Below are 14,213 nucleotides of genomic sequence, written 5' to 3'. Positions count from 1 at the left end.
ATACAACCAGACACTTCCTCGCATGAAATCTATTTACTTCCTCTACCTGCTACCCTTTCTGGTTAGCTTCACGCCTGCATGGGCTCAGGCACCGAGTATTGTTCAGTCGATTGACATGAAAAGTGTATCGAATCCACAACTTTCGCCCGATGGCAAATGGGTTGCCTACACGGTTACAAAAACGAACTGGGATGAGAACGCCTATGATACCGACATCTGGCTGGCTAATACCACAACGGGTGATCAGTTTCAGCTAACGAACTCGAAAAAATCGAACAGCAGCCCTGCCTGGTCGCCGGATGGTAAATGGCTGGCCTTTTTGTCCACGCGTGACGACAAGTCTCAGTTGTATGTGATCAGCCCAACGGGTGGTGAAGCAAGGCCATTATCTAAATTTGAAACCGGTGTAACCACGTTTAAATGGTCACCAACGGGGAAGCAGATTGTCTTTTCGGCCACAGTGCCCGATGGAAAACTCGACAAAGAGCGTAAAGAAAAATACAGCGACTATGAAGTTGTTCGGGATGATTACAAAATGGTTCATTTGTATCTACTCGACAGTCTTACAAATGAGAAGCCCGCTCAGGCTAAGGCTTTAACCAAAGGAATTGGATTTTCGGTAGGCAGCTTCGTGGTATCGCCCGATGGGAAGAAAATCGCATTTGATGCTTCAAAGAACCCCGATCTGATCAACGGTCATACCTCCGATCTATATGTTCTAACCCTTGGCGATACCGTTACGACTAAGATCGTCTCGCTCAAAGGCCCCGATCAAAACCCAGTTTGGTCGCCCGATGGCAAGCAAATTGCCTTTACAACGGCCAATGAGAATGAGTTCTATTTCTACACGAATCGGCTCATTGCCACGGTGCCCGCTACGGGCGGCACGCCTAAAATACTATCTAATACGTTTGACGAAAATGCGAACCTACTGGAATGGACGGCTGATGGCATTTTGTTCAGCGGATTTCAGAAGACAGCCGCCCACTTGTTCCGGCTTGACCCGGCCACGCTGAAAACGGAACGATTAACAAAACCAGATAATCTGATTGCCAACCAATTTTCGTTCAGTAAAGATGGGCAGCAGATGGCGTTTGTTGGGGCGCTTCCAAATCAATATTCCGAAATTCAAACCTCTTCGGTACGTCATTTTGCCCCAAAAACGATCACAACAATGGGCAAGCAATTGGCTCCATTCAGTATATCGAGCCGGGAGGTTATTAGTTGGAAATCGGTGGATGGAAATATGATTGAAGGCATTTTGATTAAACCCGCCAATTTCGACCCTACCCGCAAATATCCACTGCTGGTTGTTATTCACGGTGGGCCAACGGGTATCGACTTACCTTCTGTAACGGCCGACCGATACTACCCGATCGAACAATTTACGGCAAAAGGCGCGCTTGTATTACGACCAAACTACCGCGGATCGGCCGGTTATGGCAGCAAATTCCGCTCGCTGAATGTGAAGAATCTGGGGCTGGGCGATTACGATGACGTGATTTCGGGCGTCGATTATTTGATTACTAAAGGGATCGTCGATAAAGATAAAGTGGGTGCCATGGGCTGGAGTCAGGGGGGCTATATTTCGGCCTTTATCACCACCTACAGCGATCGATTCAAAGCCACATCCGTTGGAGCAGGTATTTCAAACTGGGCAACCTACTATCAGAATACGGATATCACACCCTTTACGCGTCAGTATTTGCAGGGAACTCCCTGGGATAACGCCGACATTTATCAGAAAACCTCCCCAATCACTTACGTGAGTCGAGCCAAAACACCTACACTCATTCAGCATGGTGAGTTGGATAGACGCGTTCCAATTGCTAACGCCTATGAACTCAGGCTGGCCCTGGAAGATAAAGGAATACCGGTAAAAATGGTCGTTTACAAAGGGTTTGGGCATGGCATTACAAAGCCCAAACCAATGCGGCAGGTTATGGAAGAAAACTACCGCTGGTTCAGCAAATACATCTGGGGAGAAAATCTGTAAGCCACGAAAATTCTGACTTCTATTCTGCAATTTACCAGCACGAAAAAGCCCCGGCAGATAGACTGTCGGGGCTTTGTTAGCGTGTATGTAGTTAAAACAGCAGAAGGGTCAGAAATGTTGTCCACTTGAAAAATTAGCATATTATTTTTCACTTTACTTCTCAATAACAAAGTCGTTACCATTTACCCGCTTTTAATAAACATTATTAACATATGTCGTTTTTAGTACTTGACCTTGAAATGACCGGTCCTGAACCGGATTATAACGAAATTATCCAGATTGGAGCCGTGCTGTTTGACGACAACTGGGTTGAAAAAGGTCGCTATCTCACCAATGTTTATCCGGAGAATAAAGATGCGTTTTCGTCCTCATCGGAGAAAATTCATAATCTCTCGCTGGCCGATCTGGAAGATGCCCCGATGATCTATGATGTATTACCCGAACTGGAAGAATGGATTTGTAAGGAACTCGGCCTGCGCGTTCCGAAAGGTCAGTTAGACCGAACACCCTTTCTACGCGATGTGATCATTTGCGGACAGAGCGTAATAAACGATATCAACTTTCTGAAGGAAGCGTATCGGTATGAGAAACTAAAGTGGCCTTATTCCAGGGTGTTGCTTGATTTGCATACGCTGGCCTATTTTACCTTCCGAGTGTTAAAAGCTAACGGTCGCAAAGTTCCAGACCGATTAAGCCTGACCGCCATTGCAAATTATTTCGGTTTTGCCAGGGAAGACGGCTTTCATAACGCGCTTGAGGATGCGATACTTACCGCACAATGCCTCAAAAAGGTATTTGAATTGAGCGAGCAACTGAAACTGCCGAGTTGAAACATTCAAACACAGAGTAACAGAGGTATAAAAAGAGAACACTGAGATATAACATATTAAGTAGTCACCCTTTGTGCTCTCTGTTTATACCTCCGTTACTCTGTGTTTAATAATTTAATGTAATAACGTCGTTTCCCTATATCAATGTCCCCAATCCACTGATTCTTTGGGGAATACGGCTACGAAATCAGGAAGGGACGCGGGCTAAAACACAAGACAAAAACAATCAGGGCAATCCAGCCCAGCACTTGTCGTTTCAGGTCAAGTGGCTCTTCTACTTCTGTTACTGGATGATAAATACCTAAAAATCGCCCGACGACAAACACAAATACGAGGAAGTTTGAATAGCCTACAACGTCTGGTTTCATCCAGGAAACGGCCAACTGAGCCGATACAACACACAGTGTGATCATCAACGAGGTCATCTTATTCTCGCTGATCCGCGAAAAGGCTAAGTACAGGAAAACCACATACAGCGCAAAATAGCCCAGTACTTCAAAAAACGCTTCATCGGTAGGCACTGCAAAGTCGGTAGGTTTATACAAGCCTAACCCTGCATAAAACGCAAATACAATGAACAAAGCAGGGGCTACCCATTGAAATCGTTTACGCCCGATGAGCGCGTACAAAATATGACCACCATCTAGCTGCCCAATGGGAATCAGGTTGAGTGATGTAAAAAACAGGGCCAGGTAACCCGCCAGCACATACGGATAGTGAACCATTTCGTACGCATGAGGCACGCGAGCCGGGTCCGCAACGTAGGTTTTAAAGAAGTGGAACAGTAAGTTATCGCCCAATCCAACAGCTCCGCCTTCTGGCAGATGTTGATACGCATACTTCCCATAATCAAGCCCCCATTTAGCATATTCGGGGTGAATGGTGAAGATAAATTCCGGTGGTGGCAGGTGCGAAAAGGCGTACCATAACACGACCAACGCCAGCACAAAACCCGCTAACGGGCCAGCAATACCAATATCGAAATACTTCTGACGGCTATTAATGTAATCCTTGATCCGAATAAATGCCCCCAGGGTGCCAATGCTTTGTCCAATTCCCAGCCAGAGTGGAATGTAGAAGGGTAAGGTTACACGTACCTTATTGGCCTTCGCGGTGAAATAATGCCCAAATTCATGGACTGTTAGAATGGCCAGAAAGGGGACTGAAAACTGAAATCCATCCACAAACTCCGACCAGCCCAATGGTTTTGTTACGCCTTCAAATGGAATAAAGAGACTCCCGAACATCCATTCGGCACCGGCCATTGTGGTGGTGATGAGGGTAATTAAAAAAAGACCTCCGTGCAGGAGGTAAGTCTTGGTGCGTTGGTTCATAGATGTAATGAACAATGGATAATGTAAAATGAATAATGTTCATCAGAACTGAGCTATTCATTTTACATTATCCATTATACATTCGTTAAGTAATCAAGAATTGTCATCGGGGGCTGCACATGTACGGCCTGAATACCTAACTGGGCAGCCGACCGGATGTTTGCTGCATTATCATCGAAAAAAGCGGTTTCTGAGGCAACCAATCCCGCTTCGGCCAAAACGTGCTCGTAAATTTCAGGCGACGGCTTCGCTAGTTTTACTTCGTAGGAATAAAATACGCGCTCAAAGAGTTCTTCCAGCGTCGGCTGATTCAGACTGGTAAGCATTTTGTTCACCAGTCGAATGTGAATAGGGCTGGTATTGCTAAGCAGGAATAGCCGATACGTTTGTTGTAGCTCTTTAATGCGTTCAACCCGCTCAACGGGTAAGTCAAGCAAAATAGTGTTCCAGGCTGTATCAATCACTTCATCAGCCCAGCTGTCATTTTTCAACACCCGCCGAACATGATCACGGAAGGCCGTGTCGTCAATCAGGCCGGTTTCATATTGACCAATGATGTCGAATTGCGTCCAGATCGACCTTACTTCCTCTTCGGGTAGGTTCGCCAGCATGGCAAAGTTTCGAATAGGGGCGGTCAAATCAATCGGGATAATCACATCACCGAGGTCGAAAATCAGGTTTTTGAGCGTTGTGGTGTTATGTGCGGATTCCATTCGCAACCGGTGGTAGAAGGTTAGACAAACCGGAGGCCAAAGATAACGCTAGATTTGCTCACAAACAGCTAGACAACGAAGGCAAAGTAATTTGTCAGTATCAATTTAATTAACTGGCTATCTCCGTCAAATCACGCAAACAGGCATTGAGTTCATCCAGATACCGACCGTACAATCGCTGAATATACCAGGTAAGCATAAAATAAGTGCCGATTGCCGAGGCAACAGCGAGTACCAGCGAGCCTAGTAGAAAGACGAGACCAGGATTCTCGGGCAAAGCCGCCAAAGCAGGGTCGGTCGTATTACCGGTAACGCCAGCATACCCGCCCAGTAAGCCCCCAACCACCATTCCTACGGGGATTAGACGCATACAATATCGGTAATAGAGTCGCACAAACCGGCTAACAATCCCCACGGTGTCCTGTAAGTGGTGACGTACCGATCCGGTTGCCCGACTAAGCTGGGCCTTCAGTTGTTGGTATTGCCAGCTAAAGGCTACCATCTGAACAAGGCTAAGTATCACCAAATCTAAACCCACCCACCGAACGATGTTCGACGACCAGGTAGCCATGACAAATGCTAACCCAAGCACAATTACGAATGCCGCGCCGACTTCCCAGAGCAGGTTGCGTAAAATTCGCTCCACAGCGGAAGATGATCGTCTTCGAAGAATGTCTTCCAGATATGCACCCGATTTGTCAGGAATCTCTTCAAACCGAGACTGATAGAGGGCTTTAAACTCATCAAGTTCCATCCTTTAGTTTTGTTGTACGGCTTGCTTAAGCTGTTGCCTGATTCGATTCATTTTGACAGCGACATAATTGGGACTGATACCCAGTAACTGGCCGATTGTTGTATAATCATACTCATCGAGATAGAGCATCACCACCGCTTTATCAATCTTGTCAAGTTGTGCAATAGCCTGATATAGGGCCAAAAATTGTTGTTCTGTAGCATCATCAGTCAGGTCAGGAAGGTGCAGTACATCATCCAGCCCATCCTGCGTCGGCTTTCGTTTTGTTTTCCGGAAATAGGAGATTGCGGTATTCAGTCCAATTTGATAAAGCCAGGTCGTAAACTTGGCATCCCGCCGAAAATTGCGATTGGCTTTCCAGGCATTTAGCAGAATTTCCTGAAATAGGTCCTCGCGATCTTCCGGTTTGTCCGCATAGAGGTGACAAACTTTATGAATGATTTTCTGATGTTGGCGAATTTGTTGAACAAATTCCTGCTCTGACAACATAAGGAGCGGTAACGAAGGACAATTAAGACGCAGAAAGCACTATCTTTTGTTTAGTCAAACTGTTCAATAACTTATGTCGAAGCCGATCCTCGCTACGCGTCAGGGTGTTGGGTAAGGCGGCTAGCCCTTTGGCAACCCACGCATGAATCTGCTCTACAGACTCGCCCTGGGCACGGGAAAGCGATGCCCAGAACAAATACACAAAAGCCGACGGAAAACTTTCAGGAGAGGGCTTAATCTTACCCCAATTGGCCAGAGCCTCCTTCACATCCCACTCAATATAGGCGTAGGCAAACGCCAACTCCTTCCAAATTTCAATTTTCGTCATTTCCGGCTGGTCTTCGAGCAACGTTTCCGCCAGCTTAAGTTGCTTAAACGCATCCATCATTTCCTGCCGATCCAGATGCCGGTAATAGGCCATTATACAGGCAAATAACCGAAGCGACGATTCCGGTTCGTTGAGCAACAGATCGATTTGTTCGGGGTTACTACTTGCATACGATTGTCCTGATTGGCTATGCACCAGTAGTTCGAGCGTAGCCTGTTCAATAGCTGCGGCATGCCCACCACCCATAAGCCGAAAAAAGCGAGCACGATCCGTGAAAAAAGGCCCTGTTCGAGATGGAACGGTTGTTGCCAGAAATAACATGCAGGAAAACACCCCGAAGGTCAGACTGAAACAAACGGCAATCCGCGTCAGTGCCAGTGAGTTGATAGTCAGTGTGTAAGCGTTCATGTACCCGAGCCAGAGTGCAACTACGCCCATAAAAAGGCTGACAATAGGTCCAGCCGCCACTATAGCCGCAAATTTAGACCGCAGATGTGGCCCTTTTTCTAGTGGTACAGTTCCTGCAATGCCTCCGTACAACCGGGCATCCCGGTTCAGGTAGCCTTCCACCCGGTCTGTATCCGGATTCCGGCGAATACCTAATGGACCGACTACTACGATGTGAAAGCGAAACTTAAGCGCTAAGCCCGTTACCAAATGGCCTAATTCATGGACCAGCAGCGCGGCCCACATAGCCACCAGAACACCTGCCAATTTGACCGCATCTTCCGAGCCCGTGCTGGAATGAAGCATATTTTTCAGCACAGCAATCGGGAAGGAATACTCGATTAACCGAATACTTCCGAAACTAAGAACAGCACCGGCTAGCATGGCCAGCAACATGGATAGAACCTGCTTCTTTTTCATGCTCGACTTAGGCACCGAAGGTTCGCCAATAGACCACCCCAATTCCTACCATAATCAGCAGATGAACAATCAGCCAGACACGTTGCCAACGCGGCCGATTGTCCCAGCGTACGGTCTGGTCGAAGGGATCAACTATGAGCGCGATGCCCAGGTTAACGGCAGAATCTTCGTATGAGCCGGTCAGACCGAAGTAGAGGCTCAACAGAACAAAGGTCCCGTATAAAATCCGGTTGACCTTGATGGATAGTGGGTTGGCACTGGCGGATTGATGGGTAGAACGCATTGCTTTATGCTGTTTTACCCTATTAGTCTCCAAACAGCGCTAATTATTACAAGGGGGTGCGTTTTTTTTACTGTTGGTTGATAAGGTGTTTACTTGAGCTAGGTAGCTAGCTATAAAAAAGCCGCTTGGTGAATCACCCAGCGGCTTTTTTATCGTTTGATGCGGGCCAAGCTCCAGCTTAACCCAGACAATTATTCCAACACCACACCCATATCGCAGAACTTCTCAATTCGCTGATTGATCCGCTCCTGTGGGTCAATAGCGCTGAGTTCCGCTAGCGCTTTCAGAATGACGTCTTTCAGGTGGTTCGCCATTTCCTGATGGTCGTTATGCGCACCACCCAGGGGTTCTTCTACGATTTCATCCACCAGTTTATTCAGTTTCATGTCGCGGGCCGTTAGCTTCATCGCTTCTGCCGCCTGCTCCTTGAAGTTCCAGCTCCGCCAGAGGATAGTCGAGCAGTTTTCGGGCGAGATGACTGAGTACCAGGTATTTTCCAGCATAAATACTTTATCGCCAATGGCAATACCCAGGGCACCACCCGATGCTCCTTCGCCAATGACGATACAGATAACCGGAACCGTCAGCATGAACATCTCTTTCAGGTTGCGGGCAATGGCTTCACCCTGACCCCGTTCTTCAGCTTCCAGACCCGGATAGGCACCCGGCGTATCGATCAGTGTAATTATGGGTTTGTTGAATTTTTCTGCCAGCTTCATCAGGCGCAGCGCTTTACGATAGCCTTCGGGATTTGGCATACCGAAGTTCCGATATTGCCGCTGCTTGGTATTACGGCCTTTTTGCTGCCCAATAATCATTACCGTCTGGTCACCCAGTTCGCAGAAGCCACCCACCATCGCCGGATCATCACGAACGGTACGGTCGCCGTGCAGTTCAATGAACTGATCACACATCAGCGAAATGTAATCCAGGGTGTACGGGCGATCAGGATGACGCGATAACTGAACACGCTGCCAACGCGTCAGATTCTGAAAAATTTCCTGCCGCAGCTTATCAATGCTCTGTTCCAGAATAGCAACCGCTCCGCTCACGTCGACGTTGCTGGTCTGGGCTAATTTTTTCGTCTCTTCCAATCGCGCTTCGAGATCGGCAATTGGCTTTTCAAAATCGAGGTATGTTCTCATAAAAAGAGGGAGAAAGGAGGAAGGGGAGGAAAAGGACGAAGGCAAAAACCATTCTCCCTTTCCTCCCGCTCTTCCTTTTACTCCTTATAGGTCAAAACTTTCGCCTTTTTTCGGAATAATCACCTGTGGATAGCCTTCTTCGGCCAGGGTAGTCTTGAAAGACTCCATGCTCTCGTATTCACCATGAACCAGAAAAATAGACTTGAGTGTCTCGGGCGACTGCATTTGCACAAAATTAACCAGGTCGTTCCGATCTCCATGTCCACTAAACACATCTATTTTCTCAACATTTGCCAGTACCTGATGATCTTTACCTTTAATACTGAGCGTTTGCTGGCCATTCAATAGCCGCCAGCCCAGTGTACCTTCAGCACAGTACCCAATAATCAGGATGGTAGCATAGGGGTTGCTAATGTTTTCGGCGACGTGGTATTCAACCCGCCCCCCTTGCACCATCCCTGAGGAGGAAATGATGATACAGGGCTCGGCATAATCGGAAACAGATTTACTGGCTTTCGATGATTCCAGAAACTGAAAATTCTCAAAGTCAAATAAGGTTTCGTTTTCCTTATAAAACTCTTTGGCTTCACTATTCAGCATTTTTACATGCTGCATGTAAATTTTAGTACTCTCGTACCCCATTGGGCTATCCGAAAAAACCCGGATGGGCGGAAAATTCCGTTCTGTGTAGAGCCTGTTCAGTGTATAAAGCAACGCCTGAGTTCGGCCAACGCTGAAAGATGGGATAATCAGTCGGCCTGGAATATCGATGCAGGTTCGCTGAATAATATCAGCCAGCGCATCTTCGGGCGACATGGTATGCTCATGAAGCCGGTTACCATAGGTACTCTCACAGATTAAATAATCGACCGGTGGTACGGGAGCAGGATCAACTAAAAGCGGGTAATTTTTGCGGCCAATATCGCCCGAGAAACAGATGCTTTTACGTTCACCATGTTCGAGCACATTAATCACGATGTGAGCCGCCCCCAGCAGGTGCCCCGCCGGAATAAACGTAACGTCGACTCCATCGGCTACTTTAAAGCGTCGGTTAAAGGCTATGGGGACAACATTCTCCATAGTCTCGCGAACTTGCAGCCCCAAAAACAGATCTTTCTGCATCTGCGACTGACGATCCCGTACCCGCTGTTTCTTACTGGCGTTCAGTTCGTTAATTCGCTTTTGATTAAGCGAGGCCGCATCATTAAGCAGAACATTGGTCAGCGCAAAGGTAGGTTCAGTGCAAAGAATCTGGCCTTCATAACCTTCGCGAAACAGGTTAGGCAAATTGCCTGAGTGGTCTACATGGGCATGTGTCAGTAGAACCAGATTTATACTCGAAGCCTCAAAGGGGAAAAATCCCGGATGAGTAACGGCGGGGGCCGTCTGACCAGTCGAACTGGATCGCTCCATGTCCGAGCCACAGTCAATCAGGATGCGGTAATCATCCTCCAGTTCCAGCAGGTACATACTACCTGTTACTTGCCGGGCTGCCCCCAGAAATGATAATTTCATGCGTACAACTTTAACTAATCAATTTCGTATGTTCGATGACTTGTGAAGGATGGCTTAAGGCAAGTAAGGTGGTGTGAATTCCGTAAGTTTGCAAAAGTACAAAATACCCATCGAATCGCCTAACTGTTCCCAAATGCACAGTATTCCCCGTTTTACGGCTTATTTGTTATTTAATTTCCTAGTCTGTTTACTTGTTCATTACACTACTCCGACTGCCTTCGCGCAAGCCACTCGCCCTGCCGATTCGCTGGCTACACAGAACCTGATGAAGCAGGTCGAAGCTTTCCAGGCTGGACCCGCCACCCGTTTCGGAACAGTGGCCCTCTCGGTTCGGCGTGTGCGTGATGGTCAGGAGCTGATCGGGTATAATGCCCGAATGAGTTTACCCTCTGCTTCAACCCTGAAGCTCATTACAACGGCTACGGCACTGGCCGTACTGGGTAGTAATTACACCTATACCACTACCCTCGAATACGATAGTGCAATCAAAGACAGCGTGTTAACCGGCAATCTATACATCCACGGGACTGGCGACCCTTCTCTGGGGAGTTGGCGGTTTGCCACGTATTCCGACTTAACAGCTTTACTAAAAAGCTGGTCGGATGCCGTAAAAGCAGCCGGCATTCGGCGGATTCAGGGTATGGTTGTGGGTGATGCCAGTCTTTATGATGATCTGACAACGCCCGACACCTGGCCTTTCGGCGATCTGGGCAACTATTACGGAGCCAGTTTGAGCGCGTTAAATATCAATGAAAATCTGTTTCGTGTATTTTTCAGACCAGGCAAAACGGTAGGTGCACCCACTAGTGTGCTACGCACCGACCCGCCCCTTCCCTACCTCGCCTTCCGTAACACGGTTACAACCGATGCCGCCAACACGGGCGATCAGGTGAATATTTACGGGGTACCCTTTATGAACCAACAGTGGCTAACCGGCAAGGTACCCCTGGGCGAACCCGCCAACGAATTTAGTGTAAAAGGAGCCTTGCCCGACCCGGCTTTTTTTGCGGCTTACGCACTCCAGAATCAGTTAATTCAGGATAATATTACGATCAGTAGCCAACCCGTTTCAATAGGTGGTGGTTTACCAACAAGCCTTCCAACAGCGGGCAAACGAATCGTTCTTAATCAGCATAAATCTCCAACCTTAACTGAGTTGGTTCAACAAACTAACTTTCAGAGTATCAACCTCTACGCCGAAGCACTATTGCGTACAACTGCTTTAACCCTCAACAAAAATGTAAAGACAACAAGCGGTAGCCTGGAAGCTTTGACATCATTCTGGAAAAACAAAGGTGTGAATGTAGATGGATTTCGGATTCGGGATGGCAGTGGCCTTTCAACTGTAGGTGCCTTAACCGCCGATAATATGACGGGTATTCTGAGTGCCATGGGTCGCGAAAAAACCTTTCCACAATTTTATGAAACGATACCGGTGGTAGGGCAAACCGGAACGGTACGCAGTCTGGCACGAGGTACGGCTGCAGCCGGTAATATCCGGGCCAAAAGTGGTTCCATTGAAGGCGTCAGGGCCTATGCGGGTTATTTTACGGCAGCAGATGGCGAGCCAATGAGTTTCTGCGTATTAGTCAACAAATTCACACCTGGTCAAAGCCGTCTTGTGACTAATGAGTTGGAAAAGATCTTTGTGGGCCTGGTCGGATTGAAAGGAAGGGATTAGTGAAGTAGGTAAATTAGTGAAGTGGGTGGAGTAAGTGCAGTAAGTTGTGATACTTACTGCACTTACTCCACCCACTTCACTAATTCCCCCCTTCGTGTTCGCAGATGGTGACGACGTTGAACCAATACTGGCCAATGGCTTTCGTTACTTCGCTCAGTCGTTGGAAGGTAGGTGGCTTGGTAATAAAGCTATTCGCGCCATTGAAATAGGACGTTTCCACATCGTCCTTTGCATCTGAGGTGGTCAGTACAACAATAGGAATATGCCGAAACTGTTCATCAGCTTTAATCTCACGCAAGGCTTCACGTCCATCTTTACGCGGCATATTTAAATCCAATAGAATCAACTCGGGCAGTGTATGATCTGCCTGTGCGTAACGCCCTTTGTAATTCAGAAAATCCATCAAGTCTTCTCCGTCTTCAGCAAACGAAATACGACTGGCCGGATAATGCTGATGAAATGCCTCTCGTGTAAGATAACGATCATCTTCGTCATCGTCAACGAGCAGGATATGAATAAGTTTCGGTTGAGGTTGGTCTGTCATAATGTTGTAGCGATTGGCTTTCCGGTAGAACGACTACGAAAGTAGCACCCTGGGTGGGCTGGCTTCGGGCCGTAATAAATCCGTGGTGATACATAACAACCCGTTTACAAATGGCCAGGCCAATGCCAGTCCCTTCAAAAGCTGTTTTGCCATGTAACCGTTGAAAAACCTTAAAGATGTGGTCTAAATATTTCTCCTCAAAACCGATACCATTGTCCTCAATCGTAATTTCGACATAAGGCCGGTCGGGAGTCAAGCCAGCATAGTCGTCTCCATTGATGGACCTTGCCTGAATACGTAGTGAAGGCCGAATACCAGGCCGCGTGAATTTAAGTGCATTCGAAATGAGATTAGTAAAGAGATGATCCATCTGGCTGGCAACAGCCTGAATAACAGGCATCTCCCCTACTTCGACCGCAACATCAAGGCCTTTAATACGTAGTTCCTGATCATCAAGAATACGCTGGATGATATCACCTAAAGGGACAGATTTAAAATTCTCCTGGTGGTTCGATATCCGCGAGAAGTTTAATAAATCTTTAATTAGCTTGGACATCCGTTCGGCAGAATGCGAAATTTTGCTCATAAAGAGCATACTATCCTCATCGAACAGATTACCGTATCGATCCGTAATCAAATTAGAAAACGACTGAATCTTTCTCAGGGGTTCCTGCAAATCATGGCTGGCTACAAAGGCAAATCGTTCCAGTTCTTCATTAGACGTCTCTAATTGCCGAATCTGTCCCTTGAGTTGGCCTTCATATTCCCGTAGCTGGTCTTCAGTGGTCTGACGATAGATGAGTTCCTGCTCCAATAATCGGTACGAAATAGCCAGAGCCATAAATGTCAGCAACGATAGCCCAAAAATAATAATGAGTGTATTTCGAAATGAACGGGCAGCCTGCCGATTACGGGAATCCATGATTATCCGTTCAGTTTCTACCATGAGCGCCACATGCCGCCGTAGGGCATCCATGCTCCGCTTACTTTCTGCACTAATTGCCTGGCTTCGTTTATCCGAGACCCCAATCCCAATCCGAGTTTTGGTAACCGCTAATTTATCCCTGACTAGTTTTTCGAGTGTAATCCGTCGCTGAATTTGGATTCGATTGTCGTTACCTAATAGTCGTAACTGATTAATCTGTTCAGGTAGCAGCGTCAGTGCTGTTCGATAGGGTGCCAGATAGGACGCGTCGTTCGTCAGGATATACCCCCTCGATCCAGTCTCTACATCTTTAACCAGAGACAGAATTTTTTCAAGCGTGCCCGTTACTTCATACGTGTGCCTAACCCGCTTAGTATCCTCACTGTACTGATTGTAGCTGTAGAATGATATAATAAACCCCGACGCAATCAGCACCATTGCTACAATGAACCCCAACGCAATGCGACGGTTCATGAGCTTTGGAGCAAATGGAGCGGCAATTTTCATAACGGAGAGCAATCTATCGGCAACAAATGTAACTAATCGTAGACTAAGTGCAGTAGGTTGAGGGAGTAAAAAGAGTGGAGGGATTCATCCCACTTACTACACTCACTCCACTATAACGTTTCAACCACTAAATTATGGTTTGTGTAAATACATACATCGGCGGCTATGTGTAGACTTTCCCGAACCATTTCTTCTGCCGAAAGCGATGACGCATGTTTTTTCAACGCAATTGCCGCAGACTGGGCATACATACCACCAGAGCCAATAGCAGCAATATCATGATCGGGTTCAATAACATCGCC

General features: G+C 47.2%; 14 protein-coding genes. 3 read left to right on the top strand and 11 right to left on the bottom strand.

Translation table 11 applies throughout. From position 1 onward, the window contains the following. The first annotated feature begins 22 nt into the window (after window positions 1-22). Both ACYVGO_RS17690 and ACYVGO_RS17685 read left to right on the top strand, forming a co-directional pair. The gene (locus tag ACYVGO_RS17690; protein WP_460970390.1) at window positions 23-1,996 is read left to right on the top strand and encodes a S9 family peptidase; all 1,974 of its coding nucleotides are present in this window, start codon (window positions 23-25) and stop codon (window positions 1,994-1,996) included. A gap of 212 nt (window positions 1,997-2,208) precedes the next feature. Beyond that, a complete protein-coding gene (locus tag ACYVGO_RS17685) occupies window positions 2,209-2,826 on the top strand; it encodes a 3'-5' exonuclease (protein ID WP_142772534.1) in 618 nt (205 codons plus the stop codon). Window positions 2,827-3,005: 179 nt separating this feature from the next. Here ACYVGO_RS17685 and ACYVGO_RS17680 read toward each other — a convergent pair whose 3' ends face one another. The 8 genes from ACYVGO_RS17680 to ACYVGO_RS17645 form a co-directional block, all read right to left on the bottom strand. Then, complete coding sequence (locus tag ACYVGO_RS17680) at window positions 3,006-4,160, bottom strand: site-2 protease family protein (RefSeq protein ID WP_460970389.1); 1,155 nt, start codon at window positions 4,158-4,160, stop codon at window positions 3,006-3,008. A 74-nt stretch (window positions 4,161-4,234) separates the two neighbouring features. Beyond that, window positions 4,235-4,873, bottom strand: a complete 639-nt coding sequence (locus ACYVGO_RS17675) for an HAD family hydrolase (protein ID WP_142772532.1) — start codon at window positions 4,871-4,873, stop codon at window positions 4,235-4,237. Between the two features lie 109 nt (window positions 4,874-4,982). Further along, window positions 4,983-5,627: a hypothetical protein gene (locus ACYVGO_RS17670; protein WP_460970388.1), complete on the bottom strand. Its 645-nt coding sequence runs from the start codon at window positions 5,625-5,627 to the stop codon at window positions 4,983-4,985. A 3-nt stretch (window positions 5,628-5,630) separates the two neighbouring features. After that, complete coding sequence (locus tag ACYVGO_RS17665; protein ID WP_460970387.1) at window positions 5,631-6,116, bottom strand: RNA polymerase sigma factor; 486 nt, start codon at window positions 6,114-6,116, stop codon at window positions 5,631-5,633. A gap of 22 nt (window positions 6,117-6,138) precedes the next feature. Further along, window positions 6,139-7,311, bottom strand: a complete 1,173-nt coding sequence (locus ACYVGO_RS17660; RefSeq protein ID WP_460970386.1) for a zinc metalloprotease — start codon at window positions 7,309-7,311, stop codon at window positions 6,139-6,141. Window positions 7,312-7,318: 7 nt separating this feature from the next. After that, on the bottom strand, window positions 7,319-7,594 hold the full coding sequence (locus tag ACYVGO_RS17655) for a hypothetical protein (protein WP_460970385.1): 276 nt from the start codon (window positions 7,592-7,594) through the stop codon (window positions 7,319-7,321). Between the two features lie 191 nt (window positions 7,595-7,785). Beyond that, window positions 7,786-8,739, bottom strand: coding sequence for an acetyl-CoA carboxylase carboxyltransferase subunit alpha (locus ACYVGO_RS17650; RefSeq protein WP_460970384.1), 954 nt, complete (start codon window positions 8,737-8,739; stop codon window positions 7,786-7,788). An 84-nt stretch (window positions 8,740-8,823) separates the two neighbouring features. Continuing rightward, window positions 8,824-10,254 (bottom strand): MBL fold metallo-hydrolase RNA specificity domain-containing protein, encoded by a 1,431-nt coding sequence (locus ACYVGO_RS17645; RefSeq protein WP_142772526.1) that lies wholly within the window; start codon window positions 10,252-10,254, stop codon window positions 8,824-8,826. A gap of 133 nt (window positions 10,255-10,387) precedes the next feature. Here ACYVGO_RS17645 and dacB point away from each other — a divergent pair, with 133 nt between their 5' ends. Beyond that, entirely contained in the window at window positions 10,388-11,935 is a 1,548-nt protein-coding gene (dacB, locus tag ACYVGO_RS17640; protein WP_460970383.1) for a D-alanyl-D-alanine carboxypeptidase/D-alanyl-D-alanine endopeptidase, read from the top strand. Window positions 11,936-12,014: 79 nt separating this feature from the next. On the opposite strand, the gene ACYVGO_RS17635 is transcribed toward dacB, so the two are convergent. The 3 genes from ACYVGO_RS17635 to ACYVGO_RS17625 form a co-directional block, all read right to left on the bottom strand. Further along, the gene (locus ACYVGO_RS17635) at window positions 12,015-12,479 is read right to left on the bottom strand and encodes a response regulator (RefSeq protein WP_142772524.1); all 465 of its coding nucleotides are present in this window, start codon (window positions 12,477-12,479) and stop codon (window positions 12,015-12,017) included. Next, a complete protein-coding gene (locus ACYVGO_RS17630; protein WP_142772523.1) occupies window positions 12,433-13,878 on the bottom strand; it encodes a sensor histidine kinase in 1,446 nt (481 codons plus the stop codon). Before ACYVGO_RS17630 ends, ACYVGO_RS17635 begins: the two co-directional genes overlap by 47 nt. 143 nt (window positions 13,879-14,021) lie before the next feature. Continuing rightward, window positions 14,022-14,213, bottom strand: a 192-nt coding sequence (locus ACYVGO_RS17625; protein ID WP_460970382.1) for an Ntn hydrolase family protein, incomplete at its 5' end; no start/stop codon positions are given.

The sequence above is a fragment of the Spirosoma migulaei genome (genome assembly GCF_054776855.1).
Note: the sequence above shows the minus strand (reverse complement) of the source record. Positions and strands in the feature narration are given on the sequence as shown.

Coding starts and splice junctions, on each gene's coding strand:
- ACYVGO_RS17690 (WP_460970390.1), top strand. CDS start 23: ATGAAATCTATTTACTTCCTCTACCTGCTACCCTTTCTGGTTAGCTTC.
- ACYVGO_RS17685 (WP_142772534.1), top strand. CDS start 2,209: ATGTCGTTTTTAGTACTTGACCTTGAAATGACCGGTCCTGAACCGGAT.
- ACYVGO_RS17680 (WP_460970389.1), bottom strand. CDS start 4,160: ATGAACCAACGCACCAAGACTTACCTCCTGCACGGAGGTCTTTTTTTA.
- ACYVGO_RS17675 (WP_142772532.1), bottom strand. CDS start 4,873: ATGGAATCCGCACATAACACCACAACGCTCAAAAACCTGATTTTCGAC.
- ACYVGO_RS17670 (WP_460970388.1), bottom strand. CDS start 5,627: ATGGAACTTGATGAGTTTAAAGCCCTCTATCAGTCTCGGTTTGAAGAG.
- ACYVGO_RS17665 (WP_460970387.1), bottom strand. CDS start 6,116: ATGTTGTCAGAGCAGGAATTTGTTCAACAAATTCGCCAACATCAGAAA.
- ACYVGO_RS17660 (WP_460970386.1), bottom strand. CDS start 7,311: ATGAAAAAGAAGCAGGTTCTATCCATGTTGCTGGCCATGCTAGCCGGT.
- ACYVGO_RS17655 (WP_460970385.1), bottom strand. CDS start 7,594: ATGCGTTCTACCCATCAATCCGCCAGTGCCAACCCACTATCCATCAAG.
- ACYVGO_RS17650 (WP_460970384.1), bottom strand. CDS start 8,739: ATGAGAACATACCTCGATTTTGAAAAGCCAATTGCCGATCTCGAAGCG.
- ACYVGO_RS17645 (WP_142772526.1), bottom strand. CDS start 10,254: ATGAAATTATCATTTCTGGGGGCAGCCCGGCAAGTAACAGGTAGTATG.
- dacB (WP_460970383.1), top strand. CDS start 10,388: ATGCACAGTATTCCCCGTTTTACGGCTTATTTGTTATTTAATTTCCTA.
- ACYVGO_RS17635 (WP_142772524.1), bottom strand. CDS start 12,479: ATGACAGACCAACCTCAACCGAAACTTATTCATATCCTGCTCGTTGAC.
- ACYVGO_RS17630 (WP_142772523.1), bottom strand. CDS start 13,878: ATGAACCGTCGCATTGCGTTGGGGTTCATTGTAGCAATGGTGCTGATT.